Annotated in this window: 17 protein-coding genes, 2 tRNA genes and 1 riboswitch; of the genes, 18 read left to right on the top strand and 1 reads right to left on the bottom strand. The window is 66.9% G+C overall.

Translation table 11 applies throughout. The annotated features are described in order from the left end of the window. Positions 1-379 precede the first annotated feature (379 nt). From ACETK3_RS12355 to mctP, 15 genes are all read left to right on the top strand, one after another. Positions 380-3,856, top strand: a complete 3,477-nt coding sequence (locus ACETK3_RS12355; protein WP_237428312.1) for an Rne/Rng family ribonuclease — start codon at positions 380-382, stop codon at positions 3,854-3,856. A gap of 175 nt (positions 3,857-4,031) precedes the next feature. Then, a riboswitch (TPP riboswitch) is annotated at positions 4,032-4,129 on the top strand. Positions 4,130-4,136: 7 nt separating this feature from the next. Beyond that, complete coding sequence (thiD, locus tag ACETK3_RS12350; RefSeq protein ID WP_237428311.1) at positions 4,137-5,657, top strand: bifunctional hydroxymethylpyrimidine kinase/phosphomethylpyrimidine kinase; 1,521 nt, start codon at positions 4,137-4,139, stop codon at positions 5,655-5,657. A 336-nt stretch (positions 5,658-5,993) separates the two neighbouring features. Further along, positions 5,994-6,302, top strand: coding sequence for a 50S ribosomal protein L21 (rplU, locus tag ACETK3_RS12345; protein ID WP_141946370.1), 309 nt, complete (start codon positions 5,994-5,996; stop codon positions 6,300-6,302). 63 nt (positions 6,303-6,365) lie between these two features. Further along, positions 6,366-6,629 carry a 50S ribosomal protein L27 gene (gene rpmA, locus ACETK3_RS12340; RefSeq protein ID WP_009372867.1) on the top strand — a complete coding sequence of 88 codons (264 nt, stop codon included), beginning with the start codon at positions 6,366-6,368 and terminating at the stop codon, positions 6,627-6,629. Positions 6,630-6,745: 116 nt separating this feature from the next. After that, a complete protein-coding gene (gene obgE / locus ACETK3_RS12335) occupies positions 6,746-8,335 on the top strand; it encodes a GTPase ObgE (RefSeq protein WP_236798591.1) in 1,590 nt (529 codons plus the stop codon). Beyond that, positions 8,325-9,476, top strand: a complete 1,152-nt coding sequence (gene proB / locus ACETK3_RS12330) for a glutamate 5-kinase (RefSeq protein WP_237428310.1) — start codon at positions 8,325-8,327, stop codon at positions 9,474-9,476. The genes obgE and proB overlap by 11 nt, the downstream gene beginning before the upstream one ends. Before the next feature lie 26 nt (positions 9,477-9,502). After that, positions 9,503-10,867: a glutamate-5-semialdehyde dehydrogenase gene (locus ACETK3_RS12325; protein ID WP_236819741.1), complete on the top strand. Its 1,365-nt coding sequence runs from the start codon at positions 9,503-9,505 to the stop codon at positions 10,865-10,867. A gap of 78 nt (positions 10,868-10,945) precedes the next feature. Beyond that, the gene (locus ACETK3_RS12320) at positions 10,946-11,185 is read left to right on the top strand and encodes a hypothetical protein (RefSeq protein WP_236819738.1); all 240 of its coding nucleotides are present in this window, start codon (positions 10,946-10,948) and stop codon (positions 11,183-11,185) included. A gap of 1 nt (position 11,186) precedes the next feature. Next, positions 11,187-11,855, top strand: a complete 669-nt coding sequence (nadD, locus tag ACETK3_RS12315) for a nicotinate-nucleotide adenylyltransferase (protein WP_373462201.1) — start codon at positions 11,187-11,189, stop codon at positions 11,853-11,855. Positions 11,856-11,862: 7 nt separating this feature from the next. Then, positions 11,863-13,131, top strand: coding sequence for a hypothetical protein (locus ACETK3_RS12310; RefSeq protein WP_237428309.1), 1,269 nt, complete (start codon positions 11,863-11,865; stop codon positions 13,129-13,131). A gap of 39 nt (positions 13,132-13,170) precedes the next feature. Further along, positions 13,171-13,572: a ribosome silencing factor gene (gene rsfS, locus ACETK3_RS12305; protein WP_142133637.1), complete on the top strand. Its 402-nt coding sequence runs from the start codon at positions 13,171-13,173 to the stop codon at positions 13,570-13,572. A gap of 116 nt (positions 13,573-13,688) precedes the next feature. Next, positions 13,689-13,761 (top strand) — tRNA-Ala (locus ACETK3_RS12300). 185 nt (positions 13,762-13,946) lie between these two features. Then, positions 13,947-14,019 (top strand) — tRNA-Ala (locus ACETK3_RS12295). A gap of 198 nt (positions 14,020-14,217) precedes the next feature. Next, positions 14,218-14,583: a DUF3311 domain-containing protein gene (locus ACETK3_RS12290; protein WP_237428308.1), complete on the top strand. Its 366-nt coding sequence runs from the start codon at positions 14,218-14,220 to the stop codon at positions 14,581-14,583. Then, positions 14,580-16,256 carry a monocarboxylate uptake permease MctP gene (gene mctP / locus ACETK3_RS12285; RefSeq protein WP_236798585.1) on the top strand — a complete coding sequence of 559 codons (1,677 nt, stop codon included), beginning with the start codon at positions 14,580-14,582 and terminating at the stop codon, positions 16,254-16,256. The genes ACETK3_RS12290 and mctP overlap by 4 nt, the downstream gene beginning before the upstream one ends. A 52-nt stretch (positions 16,257-16,308) precedes the next feature. Here mctP and ACETK3_RS12280 read toward each other — a convergent pair whose 3' ends face one another. Continuing rightward, positions 16,309-17,721, bottom strand: coding sequence for a cyclopropane-fatty-acyl-phospholipid synthase family protein (locus ACETK3_RS12280; protein ID WP_237428307.1), 1,413 nt, complete (start codon positions 17,719-17,721; stop codon positions 16,309-16,311). Positions 17,722-17,767: 46 nt separating this feature from the next. Here ACETK3_RS12280 and ACETK3_RS12275 point away from each other — a divergent pair, with 46 nt between their 5' ends. The 3 genes from ACETK3_RS12275 to ACETK3_RS12265 all read left to right on the top strand — a co-directional run bounded on the left by ACETK3_RS12275 (position 17,768) and on the right by ACETK3_RS12265 (position 21,448). Beyond that, positions 17,768-18,850, top strand: a complete 1,083-nt coding sequence (locus tag ACETK3_RS12275) for an FAD-dependent oxidoreductase (RefSeq protein WP_237428306.1) — start codon at positions 17,768-17,770, stop codon at positions 18,848-18,850. A gap of 50 nt (positions 18,851-18,900) precedes the next feature. Then, entirely contained in the window at positions 18,901-20,079 is a 1,179-nt protein-coding gene (locus tag ACETK3_RS12270) for a class I SAM-dependent methyltransferase (protein WP_237428305.1), read from the top strand. Between the two features lie 166 nt (positions 20,080-20,245). After that, positions 20,246-21,448, top strand: a complete 1,203-nt coding sequence (locus ACETK3_RS12265; RefSeq protein WP_236798581.1) for an ROK family transcriptional regulator — start codon at positions 20,246-20,248, stop codon at positions 21,446-21,448. The last annotated feature ends 5 nt before the right edge of the window (positions 21,449-21,453 follow it).

Genomic DNA, 21,453 nt, shown 5'->3' with positions numbered 1-21,453 from the left:
GCCACTACACAGTAACGGGAACAGCCGCCCCTGCCTCCGCGGCGATCCAGCTTGGGTATGAGAGAATAAACGTGGCTGGAAGCCGATCCACATTCGGACTCCGGTCCGGTGGTTTGTTCCCAAGACCGCCAATGATGAGCAGGGCAGGCTTCGGATTCTTCCGGCACACCCGCAACTCCATTGGGCGGCACCTGGTTGTGGCACGCAGAACAACGGGTTTTCAGAACATCCACCGGCTCCTACGGGCTGCCGCACCCCAACGACGGTGCGAACCTGGGAGTATCCACTTGACTTCTGTCAACGCCTGCGGGTTTTGACAATATGTGCCCCAATGGGTGCCGGATGTGGCGGTACGTCAGGGGCAGGAGTGTTGCCACATATGGACAATGATCAGGAACTGGCCGTTAACGTAGAAGCCGCGGCGGATGCTGCGGCACCGAAGAGGGCCCCACGCGCCCGGCGCAAAGCAGCTCCCAAGGCGATGGACGACGTGACGGAAGCCGTCGCCACGGCTCCGGAAGCAGCGGTTTCCCCCCACGTCGACGCAACACAGGCTGATGACGCGGAAAAGGCGCCCAAGGCTCCGGCCCGACGCACCCGCGCCCGGAAGAAGGTGGAGGCTGCGGAACCGCTGCCCACCTTCGCGGAGGAAGCCGGCCCCGCTGACGAGCGTGTCGCCGCCGACGGTGCCGGCGTTGACGCCTCCGCCGGGGCGTCGGCTGCCGTTGCTGCCGGCCCCGTTGTTGATGCTGCCGCCGCTGGCAGTCCCGCCGCCGCACCTGTTGCCGAACCAGCGGCAGACGTCGAAAGCAAACCGGTCCGCCGCCGTCGGGTAGCCACCCGCAAGGTTGCTTCCCCCGCCAGCGCCGAACCGGCACCTGCCGCAGCCGAAGCCGTGGTTGCGGGATCAGCAGCACCTGAAGCCGCAGTACAGGAAGCAGTGCAGGAGCCCGCCGCCGCGCAGGCGCCGGTGCAGGAGTCCGCGCCGACCGCGGAAACTGCCAAGCAGGCGCAGGAACCTGTCGCCGCCCAGGAGCCCGCGCCGGCCGCGGAAGCCGCCAAACCGGCGCAGGAAACCCCGGCTGCGTCCAGCGGCGGAGAACCTGAAGCCGCCGCAAGCCCCTTCGCTTCCCTGTTCCTGGAACCCGCTTCGCCCACCTCCGTGCTCTTCCAGGCACCGGACCTCAGCACTGTGGTCCGTCCCGCAGCGCCCGTCGCCGAGGAGCCTGAGGAGGAAGAAACCGAAGACACGGACGATTCCTCCAGCCGCCGCCGGCGCCGCAGCCGTGGCCGCAGGGGCCGCAGCCGGATCGGCGACAGGGCTGAAGAGGACAACGAGGACGGCAGCGTTGACGCCGACGCCCAGGACGAAGCCGACGAGGACACGGCCGGGACGGTGGAGGACGGCGTGACCTCCCGCCGTCGCCGTCGCCGCCGCCGTGGGGACCAGGACCTTGAGCTTACGGGTGGCGGGGACGACGATCCCCCCAACACGGTCACGCGCGTGCGCGCCCCGCGCGCTGTGACCGAGGCGCCCGCCAGCAACCGCGTCACCAGCGTCAAGGGTTCCACCCGCCTGGAGGCCAAGAAACAGCGCCGCCGTGAATCCCGCGACACGGGCCGCCGCCGCACGGTCATCACCGAAGCCGAGTTCCTGGCCCGCCGGGAGTCCGTTGACCGGCAGATGATCGTTCGCCAGCGCGACGACAGAATCCAGATCGCGGTCCTCGAAGACGGCGTGCTGGCCGAGCACTTCGTATCCAAGACCCAGCAGGACTCGTTGATCGGCAACGTGTACCTGGGCAAGGTCCAGAACGTCCTGCCGTCCATGGAAGCGGCGTTCGTGGACATCGGGCGCGGCCGCAACGCGGTCCTGTACGCCGGCGAGGTCAACTGGGAAGCGGTGAACCTCGAGGGCAAGCAGCGCCGCATCGAAAACGCGCTGAAGTCCGGCGATACCGTCCTGGTCCAGGTCACCAAGGACCCCGTGGGCCACAAGGGTGCCCGCCTCACCAGCCAGATCTCGCTGCCCGGACGCTACCTGGTGTACGTACCCGGCGGGTCCATGACCGGCATCTCCCGCAAGCTGCCCGACGTCGAACGGAACCGCCTCAAGCGCATCCTCAAAGACCGCCTGCCCGAGCACGCCGGCGTCATTGTCCGCACTGCCGCCGAGGGCGCTTCCGAGGAAGAGCTCACGCACGACATCAACAGGCTGCGGGCCCAGTGGGAAGGCATCGAAAGCCAGTCGGCCTCCACCAAGATCCTGGCCCCCGAACTGCTCTACGGCGAACCGGACCTGACCATCAAGGTGGTCCGCGACGTCTTCAACGAGGACTTCTCCAAGCTCATCATCTCGGGCGAGGAAGCCTGGGACACCATCGAGGCCTACGTAACCTACGTGGCCCCGGACCTGGTGGGCCGTCTCGAGAAGTGGACCAAGGACCAGGACATCTTCTCCGCTTGGCGCATCGACGAGCAGATCCACAAGGCCCTCGAACGGAAGGTCTTCCTTCCCTCGGGCGGCTCCCTGGTGATCGATCGCACCGAGGCCATGACCGTGGTGGACGTCAACACCGGCAAGTTCACCGGCAGCGGCGGCAACCTCGAGGAAACTGTCACCAAGAACAACCTCGAAGCTGCCGAGGAAGTGGTACGCCAGCTGCGGCTGCGCGACATCGGCGGCATTATCGTGATCGACTTCATCGACATGGTGCTCGAATCCAACCGCGACCTGGTGCTGCGCCGCCTGGTGGAATGCCTGGGCCGCGACCGGACCAAGCACCAGGTTGCCGAAGTGACCTCTCTCGGCCTGGTCCAGATGACCCGCAAGCGCATGGGCACCGGGCTCCTGGAAGTCTTCGGCGAGCAGTGCGAGGCCTGCGCCGGCCGCGGCGTGGTGACCCACGACGATCCCGTGGAGCACCGCCGGGCCAATGTCGTGGCCGCCGAGCACCACCACGTCCAGCGCAATGACAACCGGCCCGAAGCCCGGCCGGAAGCCCACCGCACCGAAAGCCAGCGGACCGACAACAACCAGCCGGGCGCACGTTCGGAACGAAAGCGGCGGCGCGGACGCAACGGCCAGCAGCCCGAGGCCGCTCCGGCTCCTGCCGTCCAGGTCCACACCGTCCACCCGGACCCTACGGACGCTGAGCGGCATGCCAAGGCAGAAGCAACCCGCCTTGCCCTGGCCAACATCGCCGCTGCTGCCCACGCCGCCCACCTGCACGACGAAGAGGTGGCGGCAACCCGGCAGGTGCCCGCCGCCCCGCCTGCGCCGGCTCCGGCGGAGGAGAAACACGACGCCGACGCCCCCACGCGTCCGGCGGCTGTCCTGACATTCGGTGGCGAGGAAGTCCCGCTTCCGTTCGTGGAGCATGCGGAGGAGCAGCAGCCCAAGCCGGCTCTCACCTTGGACCGGCTCGCTGAAGCGTTCGCCCACCTGGGCCAGCCGGCGTCGTCCGTGGAGGACGCTCCGGCCAGGACCGCGGAGGTGCCGCAGGCAGCCGAACCGTCCGCACCGGCACCGGCCACGCCGGAATCAGGGGCTGAAGCCGGGGGAGCGGAAGCCCGCACCGCGGTGGAAGTTCCAGGCGAAAAGGACTATTCGGACCACACGCTGGAACAGTCCCGGCAGCGCCGTCCGCGGCGCCACCGGGGTGCCAGCCGTGCGCAGGGTGCCGCCAACGAGACCGCCGTCCAGCACCACGAAAACGTCCAGTCGACTGCCGGAGGCCATTCGCACGCGGCCAAGGCCCCGGAAATGGATAAGGCACAGGCCACCGCCGAACCGGGCAAGGCGGCAGCGGAACCGATTATCCTCGGCGTCGGCGTCCCGGCTTCGGAGCTGTAAGCCGGAAGCCCCGGACAGGCAACAAAGACACATTCAGGAGTCCCCGCTTTGTGGACGGTTCCCCGGTGAATGACACGGGGAACAGTCCCAGGGCGGGGACTCCTGCGTGCGGCACCCACCCCTTTGCGGCAGGTGCTGTCACCTTTCCTGGGAATACGCCCCAGCGGCTAGGCTGGAAACCGACACGGGGTGCCGCGCAAAAGGCCGGCTGAGATCCACACCCGTTGAACCTGTCCGGCTAGTACCGGCGAAGGGATGTCTCTTGTCTTCAACCCTTTCCATGCCCCTGCCAGCTGCATTCGATGCACCCATTGAGTTGCCGGCAGGCCGTGACGTTCCACGCGTCCTCTCCATCGCGGGCTCGGACCCGTCAGGCGGAGCGGGCATCCAGGCAGACCTTAAGAGCATCGCCGCGCATGGCGGCTATGGCATGGCCGCCATCACCGCCCTCACAGCCCAGAACACCCAGGGCGTGCAGGCCGTGCACGTTCCTCCGGCCGCTTTCCTGGCCCAGCAGCTGGATGCCGTCAGCGACGACATCAACATCGACGCCGTCAAGATCGGCATGCTGGGTGACAGGGAAGTGATCCGCACTGTGCGCGGCTGGCTCGAAAAGGTGCGTCCCGACGTCGTGGTTCTCGATCCGGTGATGGTTGCCACCAGCGGCGACCGGCTGCTGAAGGAATCGGCGGAAGCGGCACTTCGGGAACTGCTGCCCCTTGCCCACCTCATCACCCCCAACCTGCCCGAGCTTGCCATGCTGATGGGCGCTGCCCCTGCGGAGAGCTGGGATGAGGCGCTGGCCCAGGGCAGGCGCCTGGCCGATGCCACCGGGGCCACAATCCTGGTCAAGGGCGGGCACCTGGCGGGGGAGCGCTGTCCGGACGCTCTGGTCAACACCGCGGGCCTGCTCGGGGAGGAGATAGTGGAAGTCCCGGGACCCCGTATTGCCACCCGCAACAGCCACGGCACGGGATGCTCCCTTTCCTCCGCAATGGCAACCGTGCAGGCACGCCTGGGCGACTGGGAAGCAACACTGCGGACCGTCAAGCCCTGGCTGGCCGGCGCCCTCGAGAACTCGGGCCAGCTGTCAGTGGGCCGGGGGAACGGGCCAGTGCACCACTTCCACCATCTGCGGCCGGCACTGCAGGAAGGCGGCTTCGCGGCCCGGCTATGGACGGAAGCCCAACAGGACCTCGACGACATCTACGCGCTTGACTTCATCCGCGGCCTGGCCGCGGGAGACCTGGCCGAGAAGGACTTCGCCTACTACCTGGCCCAGGACGCCCTTTACCTCAACGGGTACTCCCGCGTTCTGGCCCGCACCAGCGCCCTGGCCCCCTCGGAGGCCGAACAATTGTTCTGGGCAGGATCGGCCCAGAATTGCCTCGAAGTGGAAACGGAACTCCACCGCTCCTGGCTCAGCACACGGCCGGTCCAGGGCGGCCTGGGCCCCGTCACCAAGGCCTACGTTGACCACCTCACAGCAGCATCGGCGTCGGGCAGCTACGCAGTCCTGGCGGCAGCCGTCCTGCCCTGCTTCTGGCTCTACGCCGAGGTGGGCAGGAAGCTGCACTCCCAGTTCCTTTCCAGCTGTGAGCCTGAAGGGCACGCCTACGCGGCGTGGCTGCGCACCTACGCCGACGAGGGCTTCGCCGAAGCCACCCGCCGGGCCATCGCCATCGTGGATGGGGCGGGGCGGAAAGCGTCGGACCATGAAAGAGCAGCGATGGTCACCGCGTTCAAGCAGTCCTGCCGCTTGGAAGTGGAATTCTTCGACGCGCCGAGACTTCATTCCTGACCGCTGCCGGCAGCGCCGCCGCTATGATGGAGTGGCATGGTTGCGGTGCTGCCCGCCGGGTTTGTGGTTACTACCACAGCGGGGCCGCCGGAACCAGCCTCATTTGCGGCCGTGGACGGATTTAGCGTATTCTGGATCTTCGGTGCTTACGCCAACACTTGGGTTATGACCCTGGGGCATTCTGCTGTGTATAACAAGCGGACTGCTCCACCGGGACGGCTCACGGATTTCCCCGGGGAATCCACGGCGTTGAGGCACAGCGGGATCCCAGCCAATTTCCGAGCCGGGTGCCGCACGCAAATTTTGTAATAAACGTCGAGAGAAGTGAGTTCCCAAGTGGTGTACGCGATTGTCCGCGCAGGCGGCCGCCAAGAGAAGGTTTCCGTTGGAGACTTCGTTACCCTGAACCGCGTCGCCGGTGGAGCCGGCAGCACCATCGAGCTGCCCGCACTGCTCCTGGTTGACGGTGACAAAGTCACCTCCGCCGCCGCTGACCTGGCCAAGGTAACTGTTACGGCTGAAATCCTCCAGGACCTCCGTGGTCCTAAGATTGTCATCCAGAAGTACAAGAACAAGACCGGCTACAAGAAGCGCCAGGGTCACCGCCAGGAACTGACCAAGGTCAAGATCACCGGCATCAAGTAACCCACCGGTTACTGTTCAGGTTTTCCAACAGATTCCCCAGAATTTTAAAGGCAGGCATTTCAGATGGCACATAAAAAGGGCGCGAGCTCCACTCGCAACGGTCGCGATTCCAACGCTCAGTACCTCGGCGTCAAGCGCTTCGGCGGCCAGGTAGTTTCCGCAGGCGAGATCATCGTCCGCCAGCGTGGCACCCACTTCCACCCGGGCGCCGGCGTTGGCCGTGGCGGTGACGACACCCTGTTCGCACTGACCCCGGGCGCCGTTGAATTCGGCACCCGCCGCGGTCGTCGCGTGGTCAACATCGTTGCTGCTGCAGCTGCAGAGTAACAACAAGTTCTGAAGCGGTGGAGCGGGCCTGTGGGTCCGCTCCACTGTTCTTTTAACCGCATTACAATCGATGTGGCGTTCCGGACGCCAGGTAAACAGCATTTGAGGAGATCCACGTGGCCAGCTTTGTAGACCGGGTAGTCCTGCACGTATCCGGCGGATCGGGCGGCCACGGATGCGTCTCCGTCCACCGCGAGAAGTTCAAGCCCCTGGGTGGACCCGACGGCGGCAACGGCGGCAACGGCGGTGACGTGATCCTTCGCGTCGATCACCAGACCACAACACTCCTCGACTACCACCACGCACCCCACCGGCATGCCAGCAACGGCGGTCCCGGCATGGGTGACTGGCGCGGCGGTAAGAACGGCGAGACCCTGGTGCTTCCCGTGCCGGACGGTACCGTGGTCAAGACCAAGGACGGCACCCTGCTCGCCGACCTCGTAGGTGAAGGTGCCGAGTACGTGGCGGCCGCCGGAGGCGTGGGCGGGCTCGGCAACGCAGCACTCTCCTCCCAGAAGCGCCGCGCCCCTGGCTTCGCCCTGCTGGGCCTTGAGGGTGACTCCCGCGACATCGTGCTGGAGCTGAAGTCCATCGCGGACATTGCACTGGTGGGCTTCCCGTCCGCGGGCAAGTCCAGCCTCATCGCAGCGATGTCCGCCGCCCGCCCCAAGATCGCCGACTACCCGTTCACCACACTGGTTCCCAACCTCGGCGTGGTGCAGGCAGGCGATGTGCGTTTCACCATCGCCGATGTCCCCGGCCTCATCGAAGGCGCCAGTGAGGGACGCGGCCTGGGCCACAACTTCCTGCGCCACGTTGAGCGCTGCGCTGCCCTGGTGCACGTGCTGGACTGCGGCACCCTGGAATCGGACCGGGACCCGCTCTCCGACCTCGCCATCATCGAGGGGGAGCTGGAGAAGTACGCCGTCGACATGAGCTATGCCGGCCAGGACGGCGAAGTGGTTCCCCTGAACCACCGCCCCCGCCTGGTTGCGCTGAACAAGGTGGACCTGCCGGACGGCAAGGACATGGCAGAGTTTGTACGCCCGGAACTCGAATCGCGCGGCTACCGCGTCTTCGAAGTGTCCGCCACCAGCCACGAGGGACTGCGCCAGCTCGGCTTCGCCATGGCCGAGATCGTCCAGGCCGCCCGCGACGCCGTAGCCGCCGCCCCGCCCAAGGTCCAGCCCGCCGTGTTGCGGCCCCGCGCCGTGAATGAGGCAGGGTTCAAGATCCGTCGCGAGGAGAAGAACCTGGAGCCGCTGTTCCGCGTCCTGGGCGAAAAGCCCGAGCGGTGGGTCAAGCAGACCGACTTCACCAACGAGGAAGCCATTGGTTATCTCGCAGACCGCCTGGCCAAGCTCGGCGTGGAGACCGAGCTGTTCAAGCAGGGCGCCAAGCCGGGGGACACCGTGGTCATCGGCGGGGATGACGGCGTCGTCTTCGACTGGGAGCCCACCATGATGGCGGGTGCCGAACTCCTGGCCTCACCGCGCGGCACTGATCCGCGGTTCGCCGATATCGGTGACCGCCCCACCCGCACCCAGAAGCGCGAGGAGCAGCAGGAACGCCGGGATGCCAAGGCTGCCGCCCGCGCCGAGCTTGAGGCGGAGCGGAAAGCCGGGATCTGGACCGAATCCGTCAGCGGCCGCCGCGCCGCCCAGCCCCTCAAGGAAAGCGGACTGGAAGCGGACGATGACCTCTAAGAGCACCACGGCTGACCCTGCCCAGCGCACCGCGGACCGAAGTGCGCTGGCAGGTGCCCGGCGCATCGTGGTGAAGGTGGGGTCATCCTCGCTGACCAGCATCAAGGGCGGCATCTCGGAAGAGTCGCTCACGGCCCTGGCCGACGCGCTGGCGGCCAAGCGCAACGCCGGCGCCGAGATCATCCTGGTGTCCTCCGGCGCGATCGCCGCCGGACTGGCTCCGCTGGGGCTGGCAAAGCGGCCCCGCGACCTCGCCACCCAGCAAGCCGCCGCCAGCGTGGGCCAGGGACTGCTGATGGCCCGCTACACCCAGGCCTTCGGCGCCCACGGCGTGACCGTCAGCCAGGTCCTGCTCACGGCCGAGGACCTGATGCGCCGCAGCCAGCACACCAACGCCCTGCGCGCCATGGACCGGCTGCTGAACCTCGGGGTGGTCCCCGTGGTCAACGAAAACGACACTGTCGCCACCCACGAAATCCGCTTCGGCGACAACGACAGGCTCGCCGCCCTGGTGGCCCACCTGGTGCGCGCCGACGCACTCGTGCTGCTGTCCGACGTCGACTCCCTGTATGACGGTCCGCCCGCCCAGGGTGCCAAGCGCATCCCCCTGGTCACCGGCGCGCACGACCTTGAGGGCGTTTCCATCGGCAAGGCGGGTAGGGCCGGCGTGGGCACAGGCGGCATGATGACCAAGGTCGAAGCTGCCAGCATGGCGGCAGGCTCGGGCATCCACGCCCTGGTGACCTCCACGCCCAACGCCGCCGCGGCCCTGAACGGCGAGGACGTGGGCACCTGGTTCTCCGTCAACGGCTCCCGCAAACCGGTCCGCCTCCTGTGGTTGGCGCACGTCGCCTCCGTGCAGGGCCGCTTGATCCTGGACGACGGGGCTGTGCGCGCCGTGCGGCACCACCACACCTCCCTGCTGCCGGCGGGAATTTCCGCCATACACGGAGACTTTGAGCCGGGCGATGCCGTGGAACTCGCGGGTGCCGACGGCTCCGTTGTTGCCCGTGGTCTGGTCAACTACTCATCCCAGGAACTGCCCCACATGCTGGGACGGTCCACTCGGGAACTTGGCGAAGAACTGGGCAGTGGCTATGACCGCGAAGTTGTTCATGTTGATGACCTGGTGCTGTTGTGAGCTGCCGGCTCGCCTAAACTTGGAGCATGACTGAAGCCCTGATCCATACTGCTGAAAATTCCGGAACCACTGCTGCGCAGGCGCAGCCGGGTCCGTCGGCAGAGCAGGTATCAGCCGTGGACACTCTTTCCCCCGCGGAAGTGGAAGCGGCCGTCCACGCCATTGCCGACCGCTCCCGCCACGCAGCCCGCCGGATGTCCACCGCCAATCGCGCGTGGAAAGACCGCGGCCTTCGCGCCGTGGGAGCCGCGCTGCAGGAGAACGTCCAGGCGATCCTCGCCGCCAATGCCATGGATGTGCAGCGGGGCAAGGACAACGGCACCTCCAAGGCCCTCCTGGACCGGCTCACCCTCACCGAAACCCGTGTTGCCGGGTTGGTGGCGGCCCTGGAGAACCTGGCCAACCTTCCTGACCCCGTGGGTAACGTGGTCCGTGGCCAGACCCTCCCCAATGGCCTGCGCCTCCGCCAGGTCAATGTGCCCATGGGCGTTGTGGCGGCGATCTACGAGGCGCGTCCCAATGTCACCGTGGACATCGCGGGGCTGGCCCTCAAGAGCGGCAACGCAGTGATCCTGCGCGGCGGCAGTGCGGCGGAAGCCACCAACCAGGTCCTGGTACGCGTGCTTCGTGAAGCCCTTGAATCAGTCGGCCTGCCCGCCGATGCCGTGCAGACCGTGGACCAGTTCGGCCGCGCCGGCGCCAACGTCCTGATGAAGGCACGCGGCCGGGTGGACGTACTGATTCCCCGCGGCGGCCGCGACCTGATCCAGACCGTGGTCACCAACTCCGCCGTGCCGGTCATTGAGACAGGGGAAGGCAACGTCCACATCTTCATCGACGAGTCCGCCGACGAAAACATGGCCGTGGAAATCCTGCTCAACGCCAAGACCCAGCGGCCCAGCGTGTGCAACACCGTGGAGACGCTGCTAGTCCATTCGGGTTCAACCGTGCTGCCGGCCGTCGCCACCGCCCTCCGCAACGCCGGCGTCCGCCTCCACGTGGACGACCGCACCAAGGCGGCGCTGCCCGGCGTTGAGACCGAGCCGGCGACGGACGCGGACTGGGGCACCGAGTACATGGACCTGGACCTCGCAGTGGCCATGGTGGACAGCCTGGATGACGCCGTCCAGCACATCCGGACCTGGTCCACGGGACACACCGAGGCGATCCTCACCAACCACCTTGCCAACGCGGAACGGTTCATCGCGGAGGTGGATTCGGCGGCGGTGATCGTCAACGCTTCCACCCGGTTTACCGACGGCGGCGAACTGGGCCTTGGTGCCGAGGTGGGGATTTCAACCCAGAAGCTGCACGCCCGCGGCCCGATGGGCCTGACCGAACTCACCACCACGAAGTGGATTGTCCAGGGCGAAGGCCAGGTCCGCGCGTAGCAACGCGGTAACATAGACCAGAACCCGGAAAGCAGCGGTAGGTTCCGCTGCCCGTAATCCTTGAACATAGGGGAGAAAATGCTGCTCCAGCAGATTGCCACGTCCGTCGCCGCCGCCGGTGAATCAGGCCATGAGGAGCTTGCTCCGCTGTGGGCTGAGCCGTGGGTATTCGGCGTGTCCATGTTCGGCATCCTGGTGGTCCTGATGTTCATCACGCTCTCCTACACGAACCTGGGCAACCGGCACGCCGCCACCGAGGAACACGCGGATCCGCACCGGCAGCACCCCAACAAGCACGATCGCGGGCAGGGCCACTAAGATTTCCCACAATCTGCACCGCAATGGTGCCCGGGGGAGGCTGCGGCTGGGCGTGATGGGCGGGACGTTCGATCCCATCCACCACGGCCACCTCGTTGCGGCCAGCGAGGTCGCGGCGGAATTCGACCTTGACGAGGTTGTCTTCGTCCCCACCGGGCAACCATGGCAAAAGTCCCATAAACAGGTCAGCGAGCCCGAGCACCGTTATCTGATGACCGTGATTGCCACGGCATCCAATCCGCGGTTCACCGTCAGCCGCGTCGACGTGGACCGTCCTGGTCCCACCTACACCATCGACACCCTGCGCGACCTGCGGGCACAACGCCCGGACGCCGATCTGTTCTTCATCACCGGCGCGGACGCCCTGGCGCAGATCCTGTCGTGGAAGGACATCGACGAACTCTGGTCGCTGGCGCACTTCGTGGGAGTCACGCGGCCAGGACACGTCCTGGACGGCATGGGCCGTGAAGACGTCAGCCTCCTGGAGGTCCCGGCGATGGCCATTTCGTCAACCGATTGCCGTGCCCGCGTGGCGGCGAACAACCCGGTCTGGTACCTGGTCCCGGACGGGGTAGTGCAGTACATCGCCAAGTACGGCCTTTATTCCGACGCCCCCGCAAGCGCGGAGGAACAAACTTCCGAAGCACGCGAACCCGCCAGTACTGAATGAGTTCTCAATGAGTCAGGAACAGCCACCTATCCGCAGCCGCCGGGAACTCCGGAAGGCCAGGGAAGCCCAACAGGCCACCCCACCTTCCGCAGAAGAGCGCCCGCCTGCCGCCGACCGGCCGGCTGACCGCGCCCCGGCACCCGCAGCCCACCCCCAAACGGCCGCGGACCAGACGTCCACGCAGCGTTCGTCCCAGATCCGGGCGCGCGACCGAGCCACGCTTCGCGCCATCAAGGAACTTGAGGAAAAAGAAGGGCAGCTCTCTGCCGGAGGACCACCCACCCGGCGCCAGCTGCGTTTGCAGCAGCTCAAAGAGCAGGCACTGACGGCGGCCAATCCTGTTGTTCAGGCCGCCGCTCCAGCTCCCACTGCTCCGCCATCCCCCGACGCCGGAAAGGGCAGCGGAGCCGGAAGGAAGCGTGAGGGCCAGAAACCGGAGGGCCCCACGCAGGATTCCGGGAACGTTCCGGATGGCATGACTGTTGAACAGGCGCTGGAAGCGCGCGCACTCATCGCCGCGCAGGCCCGGAACCAGATCGCCAAAATGGAGCACATCGCCTCCATGGATCCCGAAGCCGTGGATCCGGAGATCCTTGCTGAGCAGATCGCCCTCGCCGAACGTGCCGCCGTGCTGAACCGCCGGGCCATGGCCCGGCAGAAGCTTGCCGAGCAGGCAGGCACCCCGGCCGTCCAGGCCAGGACCCCCGCTCCCGCGGACAAGCCAGCCCCGGAGACTGCGAACAAGCCCGCCCCGGACACTGCCGCCAAACCCGGCCCCTCCACCGCCAACAACCTGGCAATGGTGACCCCGCTCGAGTTCGTCCAGGTGCCCGGCGTCGAACGTCCGGTGATGAAGCCGCCGGCAACCTCCCATGTTCCGGTGACCACCCGGCCCGGTACGAAGGTTTCCCCGGGTCCAAAGGTGCCGCCAGGTGGGAAACGTAAGCCTGCGGCCCGGCCCAAGGCACCTGCGGCTGACACCGCCGCCGGCCGTTCCCAGGTCATAGCCCGGGCGGAGGCTGCCGCGAAGGCTGCAAGCCGTCCCAAACCGGTGGCGCAGCCGGTGGGCCAGCCGGCGAACCAGTCGGAGGACCTCTTCGAGGACCTTCCCCGTGTTCCCGCCAGCTCCGCTTATGGGCTCGATCCGCTGGATGCCGCCACGGCCGGCCTGGCCAGGGCGCAGCGGAACCGCATCCTCCAGTTTTGCATCCTCGCGTTCGGGATCCTGGCCCTCGTTGCCGGCATCATCCTGATCGTCAGCGGCATGTCCCGCTGACCCGGCCGGCACCAATACTTAACACAATCAAGGAGTCCCGTGACTGCAACAGAATCATCCATCGCCATTGCCCGTACGGCCGCCAAGGCCGCCGCGGACAAGATCGCCCAGGACATCGTCGCCATGGATGTGAGTGAACGCCTGGCCCTCGCCGACGTCTTCCTCATCGCGTCGGCGCCCAGCGAACGCCAGGTCAACGCCATCGTGGACGGCATCGAAGAGGAACTGGCCAAGCAGGACCTGCGTCCCGTGCGCCGCGAGGGCCGTTCCGGCGGTCGGTGGGTCCTGCTGGACTACGCCGACGTCGTCATCCACGTCCAGCACGAGGAGGACCGCGTGTTCTATGCCTTGGAGCGTCTGTGGAAGGACTGCCCCGTGGTGGACCTGCAGCTCGGCGACGACGCCTCGGCCAAGGCCGGCGCAGCAACCGAAAGCGAGTAGGCGCGGCGCCTGGGTGAATATTCCCGATTTGGAATTTTCGGAACTGCTGTTCTAAGATATTTGAGTCGCTTCGGGGGAGACCCCGAAACGAAGCTTGCTTGGAGCGGCAACAATCCGGGGCTGTGGCGCAGCTGGTAGCGCACCTGCATGGCATGCAGGGGGTCAGGGGTTCGAGTCCCCTCAGCTCCACCGGTAAGTCCGCCGGAACCTATGGTTCCGGCGGACTTTTTTGTGTTCCTGCCTCGGTGCGCCTTTGGGGTTTGGCGGCTTGGAGTGTGACTGGGCCTTAGGGCGGCCAATTGGCGTCCTGCGGAAAAGTGCATTACTCTGGTCAGGTTGCTCCGGGGAATTCGACCGGAAGGGACGAAAAGTAAGGGGCTGTGGCGCAGCTGGTAGCGCACCTGCATGGCATGCAGGGGGTCAGGGGTTCGAGTCCCCTCAGCTCCACCGATATAACAAAACAAAGGGAACCATCACTTGGTGATGGTTCCCTTTGTTGTTGCCACCGGCAACCGTTTGTGGACTAAAACTCTTCCGGCGCTGGTCAAAGCGCGGTACAACTGTGATTGAGGGCACATCGTCCCGCCTCCGGACTGCTTTCATCCAAGGCGGCGGCCGCGGGACGCGCTGACGAGGAGGTCACAGATGTCCCACGCAGGTGGTTCCGGCTACGTCCCGAACGGTGAAGCTTTTCCCGAAGGTCGCCTGACACGCGACACCGCCATCCGCGGGCCGGCCAGGCCCGCCCCCTATATCGGCGCCGGCGTCCTGCTGGCGGCCGCCATCCTGTTCCCCCTGATGCCCCAGCTCTACGCCTTTGATGCGCCGCGGCTTGGCGGCCTCCCGTTCTTCTACTGGTACCAGCTCTTGTGGGTGCCGATTTCGGCGATCTTGACCGGCAGCGCGTATTGGCTGGTCACCAAGGAGGACCGACGACGGCGGGCAGAGGCCCGTCCACCCCAGGAAGGGGCAGCCTCCGCCGGGAACAGTTTGGAAGGGGAGCGGCCATGAGCGGGCGGGAGATCAACTGGACGGCGCTTGTCATTGTCGTGCTGCTCTTTGTGGTCGTCGCGGTGATGGGCTTCCTGGCCGCGAGGTGGCGCCGCAGCGCCGAAGTGGAGGGGCTGCACAGCCTGGATGAATGGGGCCTGGGCGGCCGTGGGTTCGGTACCTGGATTACTTGGTTCCTGTTGGGCGGGGACCTGTACACCGCGTATACGTTCGTGGCGGTGCCGGCGGCAATGTGGGCCACAGGCGCGGTGAGCGGCTTTTTCGCGGTCCCCTACACCATCGTTCTGTATCCCATCATCTTCATCATCATGAGCCGGTTGTGGTCGGTGTCCCACCGCCACGGCTACGTCACCTCGGCAGACTTCGTGGGCGGACGGTACGGCAGCCGTTGGCTTTCGCTTGCCGTCGCGGTCACCGGCATCGTTGCCACCATGCCCTACATCGCTTTGCAGCTGGTTGGCATCAAGGCCGTGCTCACGGTTCTTGGCCTGGGCAGCTCCGGGAATGTGTTCTTGACCGACCTGCCGCTGATCCTGGCCTTCGTGGTCCTTGCCGCCTACACGTACACGTCGGGCCTGCGCGCACCGGCGATGATCGCCGTCGTCAAGGACCTGCTGATCTACCTTGCCGTGATCGTTGCGGTCATCTACCTGCCCATCAAGTTCGGCGGTTGGGACACGATCTTTGGTTCGGCCCAGTCAAAGCTGGGCACAATCAACCAGGCTACGGGCAAGCCGGCGGGCGTCTTCATTCCGGGAGCAGCCAACTACTCGGCCTACTGGTCACTTGCGCTGGGTTCGGCCATGGCGCTGTTCATGTATCCGCACTCGGTGACGGCGGTACTGGCCTCCAAGGCCCGCAACACCATCCGGCGCAACGCGGCCATCCTGCCGCTGTACTCGCTGATGCTTGGGTTCCTTGCCCTGCTCGGCTTCGTTGCCATCCAGGCGGGCACCAAGCCCATCGACCTGGACGGCTCGGTCAATCCGCAGCTGGTGGTCCCGCAACTCTTCCTTGACCACTTCCCGGCATGGTTTGCCGGCATCGCGCTGGCCGCCATCGCCATCGGCGCCCTGGTGCCGGCAGCGATCATGTCCATCGCGGCCGCCAACATGTTCACGCGCAACATCTACCGCGACTTCATTCGTCCCGACGTCGATCCCAAGACCGAGGCGAAGGTGTCCAAGATCGTCTCGCTGGTGGTGAAGGTGGGTGCCCTGGTCTTCGTGATCGCCATGGACCAGTCGGCAGCCATCAACATGCAGCTGCTGGGTGGCATCTGGATCCTGCAAACCTTCCCGGCGGTGGTGGCAGGCCTCTACACCCGTTGGTTCGACCGCTGGGCGCTCCTGATCGGTTGGGCGGCTGGCATCATCTTCGGCACCGTCTCCGCCTACAACGTGGTCAACCCGGTCACCAAGGCACACTTCGGCGGCTCGGTTGCCCCCATCCCCGGAACCGACCTCAGCGTCTACATCGCGGTGTCAGCCTTCGCGCTGAACCTGATAGTCGCCGCCGTCCTGACCCTGGTGATGCGGGCCCTGAAGGTCCGGACAGGCGAGGATCTCACCAGGCCCACGGACTACGAGGCGGACGAAACGGACCCGAAGGTGGTACAGATCGAGAAGACACAGCATTTCACCCAGCCGGGCGGCCCTTCACCGGTCGCCTGAGGGGCTAGACCGCCCTCCTGCCGGGTTACGTCCCGGCAGGAGGGCGCCCACATTACAGCCAGGCGTTCCGCCGCAGCGGCGGTTCTTCCCCGCCCGGCCGCCGGACCAGGACCTGGTTGACCCCGGTCAGCCCGTTTTCGAATCCCAGTGCGCTGGCCGCCATGTACAGCCGCCACACCCGCGCGCGCCCTTCGCCAACCAGCCGCACGGCCTCGTCCCAGTTCTGTTCCAGCCGGCTGACCCAGGCCCGAAGTGTCAGGGCGTAATGGCGCCGGAGGGCCTCCACGTCGAGGACTTCGAACCGGGCGGTCTCCAGGGCGGAGACCATCTCGCCGAGGCTGATCATTTCGCCGTCCGGGAAGACGTACCGGGGGATGAACGAGTCCGGGTCGGGGCTGGTGGGTCCGGCATTCCAGGAGATCGCATGGTTCAGCAGCCGGCCGCCGGGGCGCAGCAGCGCGAAGAGCGCCGTGGCGTAGGCAGGGGTCTGGGCCCGTCCCACGTGCTCGGACATTCCGATGGAACTGATGGCGTCGAACGGTCCGTCCTGCACGTCCCGGTAATCCTGCACGCGAATCTCCACGCTGTCGGTGAGACCGGCGTCTGCCGCCCGCTTGCGCGCCAGAACCGCCTGCTCCGCCGAGAGCGTCACGCCCACGACTGTGACGCCGTACCGGGCTGCAGCATGGATGGCGAAACTGCCCCACCCGCAGCCCACATCCAGGACCCGCATCCCGGGTTGAAGGCCCAGCTTCCGGCACACCAGATCCAGCTTGGCTTCCTGCGCGGCATCGAGGCCGCAGTCTGCGCCGCCGCGCCCGTCAGCGTCCAAGCCGCCGCGGCCCTCAGTGACCACGCCCTGGGCTGGATCCGCGCCCAGGCTGCTGCCAGCCGGCCGTGCGGCCGCATCGGCGGGCCATACCGCGCATGAATACACCATGGACGGGCCCAGCACCAGGGCGTAAAAGTCGTTGCCGACGTCGTAATGGTGCGAAATGGCAGCCGAGTCGCGGCTCCTGGAGTGCATCCTGCCTTTCCTTGCGACGCGCGCTTCCTCCGGCGGAGGGGCCGGGTTGGGCCCGACGGCCCCGAGCCGGACGGCGGTGCGCAGGAGCAGCCAGAGTTCGCCTGGGGAGAGCGGGCGGAACGGACCGGGCTCGGCGAACTTTCCAGCCGAACTCAAGGCCGTGAACGCGGCGAAGATATCGCCTGGGGCATCGATGTCGCCGGCTACATACGCCCGGCTCAGCCCCAGTTGCCCGGGCGACCAGAGCATCCGCCGCAGGGCCTTCCGGGATTTGAACTCCAGGACCGGGGCACCCGCTGGACCCGCCTCCGACCCGTCCCACGCCCGCAGCCGCAGTGGTATCTGCCCGGTGCCCAGCACCACCCCCAGGGCTTTTTCCAGCCGTGCGGCGTGGCCCTTGCTTCCGTTTCCGTTTGGTACTGCTGCTCCCGTCTCCATGCGCCCACCCTAAGGCCGCGCTGCCCTCCGCGACTATCATGGGGGAGTGATTCCTGACCCAACCGATGTGGTGGTCATCGGGGCGGGCCAGGCCGGCCTGTCGGCCGCCTACCACCTCCAGCGCCGGGGGCTCGACTATGCCGTGCTCGACGCCGAGGAAGGTCCGGGCGGCGCGTGGCGGCACCGCTGGAAGAGCCTGCGCATGGCCACCGTCAACGGGATCAGCGACCTGCCCGGCATTCCCAAGCCCGAGGTGGATCCCGCCGAACCCAGCTCCGAGTTCCTGACCCGCTACTTTGGCACCTATGAAGCGGAGCTGGGTCTCTCCGTCCGCCGTCCCGTCAAGGTGCGCGCTGTCAGGCGGGAAGACGACATCCCCGCCGGGCGGTTGCGAATCGAAACATCCGACGGCGACTGGAGCGCCAAGGCACTCATCAATGCCACCGGTACGTGGACCCGCCCCTTCTGGCCCATTTATCCCGGCCAGGACTCGTTCCGCGGCCGCCAGTTGCACGTTGCCGACTACGTCTCGGCGGACGAGTTCCGCGGCAAGCACATCATCGTCGTGGGTGGGGGCATTTCGGCCGTCGGCCTGCTTGAGGAAATTTCCCGCGTCACCACCACCAGCTGGTTCACCCGCCGGGAACCAGTGTGGCGGGACGCGCCGTTCGATGCCAAGGCAGGCCACGACGCCGTGGCGCTGGTGGAGGAACGGGTCCGCCGTGGGCTTCCGCCACAGAGCGTGGTTTCCGTGACGGGACTGATCTGGACGCCTGCGCTGCGCGCCGCCAAAGAACGCGGCGCACTCGACCGGCAGCCGATGTTCACCTCGATCGAGCCAGATGGGGTCCGCCGGGCGGACGGGAGCCTCCTGAAAGCCGATGTCATCCTCTGGGCCACCGGCTTCAGGGCCGAACTGGAACACCTCGCCCCGCTTCACTTGCGGGGACCCGGCGGAGGGATCGCCATGGAGGGCACCCAGGTGGCAGCCGAGCCGCGCGTCCACCTGGTCGGCTACGGCCCGTCGTCGTCCACTATCGGCGCCAACCGCGCAGGCCGCGCAGCCGTGGCGGCGATTATGGGACTGCCTGGAATGGCGGCAGCGGCAGAACCGGTAACGTGGGGGTGATGCCCCGGGCGCCGGGGACGGCAATCGCAACAGAAGGCGGCAGGGCACCGGTGGCAGCAAACAGCTTGGAGGACGTTTTCCGCGTCCTGCGCCGGCGGCCCGACGTGGAGGCCCCCAACCTTCAGGCCTGGGACGCCACGGACCGGCTGCTGCTGGAGACAGCAGTGCAGCTCGGGAGGTCCGGCAGCAGCTTCGCTGTCATCGGAGACCGTTACGGCGCCTTGACGCTCGGCGCTTCCGCAGTGCTTGCCCCCGCGTCCCTGCGTGTGCACCAGGACCTCATCACCGGGGAAAGGGCGCTGCGGCTCAACGCGGCCGAGTTGTCGAATGGGTTGCAAACCGGCCGGGAGGCTGCCGAAACCGAAGGTGCCGAAACCGGGTTTGTCCAGCTGCCCCTTGGCCGGGAGCTGCTGGAGGGAGCAGAAACCGTCCTGCTGCAGCTTCCCAAGACCCTTGCCGAACTGGAGGAAATTGCTACGGCCGTAGCGCGGCACGCGGCACCGGACGTCCGGTTGCTGGCAGGGGGCCGCATCAAGCACATGTCACTGGGCATGAACGCGGTCCTGGAACGGTACTTCGTGTCGGTGCAGCCGCAGCTCGCCCGGCAAAAATCACGGGTCCTGCTCTGCGCCGGGCCCAGGCCTGCCAGCGCCGCCCCACGTTTCCCCGTGGTGGAGCACGTTGCCGAGCTGGACCTGGACGTGGCCGCGCATGGAGCCGTGTTCGCCGGCCCACGGCTCGACATCGGCACACGCTTCCTGCTGACGTTCCTGCCCGCCATGAAACCGGCACGGCACGCCGTGGACCTTGGATGCGGCACCGGCATCCTCGCCGCAATGTACGCCCGGAAGTTCCCTGCCGCATCCGTAACGGCAACGGACCAGTCCGCAGCCGCCGTCCGGTCCGCCCTCGCCACCGCCCAGGCGAATGGCCTCGCCGACCGGATCACCGTCCTGCAGGACGATGCGCTCAGCAGCTTTGCCGATGCGTCCGTGGACGCCGTGCTGCTCAACCCGCCCTTCCACGTCGGCGCCGGTGTCCATGCCGGAGCCGGCCTGAAGATGATCGAGGCCGCCGGCCGTGTCCTGGCTCCCGGCGGCGAACTGTGGACGGTCTTCAACCGGCACCTGGCCTACCAGCCGGCACTGGAACGCTGTGTAGGGCCCACCGTGGTGGAGGGCCGGAACACCAAGTTCACCGTCACCCGGAGCACCCGCAGCCCCTGCTGACGGGAAAAAAGACATCGCGCCGCGCCGCCGTTCCCGCATGTGGGCGGCGGCGCACCCGTAACGTACGATTCAAAGCATCACCATCACCGGTAGCCGAAGACGTTTAGGGGACACAGTGTCTGAGATCCGCCAATCCTCTCCGAGACGCGGAACCAACTTGCCCAGGATGGGGGACTTCAACCTCACTGTCATCCTTGATGCAATCCGCAGGACCTCCGGTGGTCTCAGCCGGGTGGAGCTGGCCCAGATCGTGGGTCTGTCCCCCCAGACCATCTCCAATATTTCCCGCCGCCTCCTGGACCAGAACCTGATTGTCGAGGCCGGCAAGGAGGGCACCGGTCCGGGCAAGCCGCGCACCATCCTGCGCCTGAATCCCGGCGGCATGTACGCCCTGGGGGTCCACCTGGACCCGGCTGTCACCACTTTCGTGGTGCTGGACCTCGTGGGAGCAGTGGTGCGGCATTCAAGCATCAAAACCCCCGGCGGCAACGATCCCGCCGCGGTCATCGCTACCATCACAGCGGAAATCGCCCAGCTCGTGGAGGACTCGGGCGTGGACCGGGGCCGGATTGCGGGACTGGGAGTGGCCGCCCCCGGCCCCATCGACCTGGACCATGGAACAGTGGTGGACCCGCCCCTGCTTCCCGGCTGGGACAGGGTGGAACTGCGGGACGCGCTGGCCAGGGCCACCGGCTACTCAGTACTTGTTGACAAGGACGTCACCAGCGCCGCAGTGGCGGAAACCTGGGCGGGTGGCGCCAGTGGAGCCGGCAGCTTCATCTTCATGTACATGGGCACAGGCATCGGCTGCGGCATCGTGCTCAACGATGAGGTTGTCCGCGGCACCTCCGGCAACGCCGGCGAGATCGGCCACATCGTGGTGGACCCGGACGGTCCGCTCTGCGACTGCGGCCAGCGCGGCTGCGTCAAGTCCTCGGCCATCCCGCAGGTCCTGGTGGCCGAGGCCGAAGCCGCCGGCATCCTGGACGGCACCCGCGCGGGGAACAGCGGCGCCGAAATCCAGCAAAGTTTCTCCCGGCTGTGCGAACTTGCCGATGCCGGCAACGAAAAGGCCGCCGCCATCCTGGATAAGTCCGCGGTCCTGGTGGCCCGGGCGGCGTCGGTGGTCACAAACGCCCTGGACGTTGAAAGGGTTGTTTTCGGTGGCCCCTTCTGGAGCGGGCTGGCCGAACGCTACCTTGAACGGATCCCGCCGCTGCTGGACGGAAACAGCGCTGCCCGCCTCATCCACCCCATCGAGGTGGTGGGCACAGGCGTGGGGGAGGACGTGGGAGCCATCGGGGCCGCGTCCCTGGTCCTGGAACATACCCTCGCCCCCCGCGCCCAGCGGCTCCTGCTGGAGAGCTGACCAGC

This window comes from Arthrobacter sp. E44 (genome assembly GCF_041877125.1).
GTDB lineage: Bacteria > Actinomycetota > Actinomycetes > Actinomycetales > Micrococcaceae > Arthrobacter.
The sequence above is the reverse complement of the archived record's forward strand: the minus strand, read 5'-3'. Positions and strand labels throughout refer to the sequence as shown.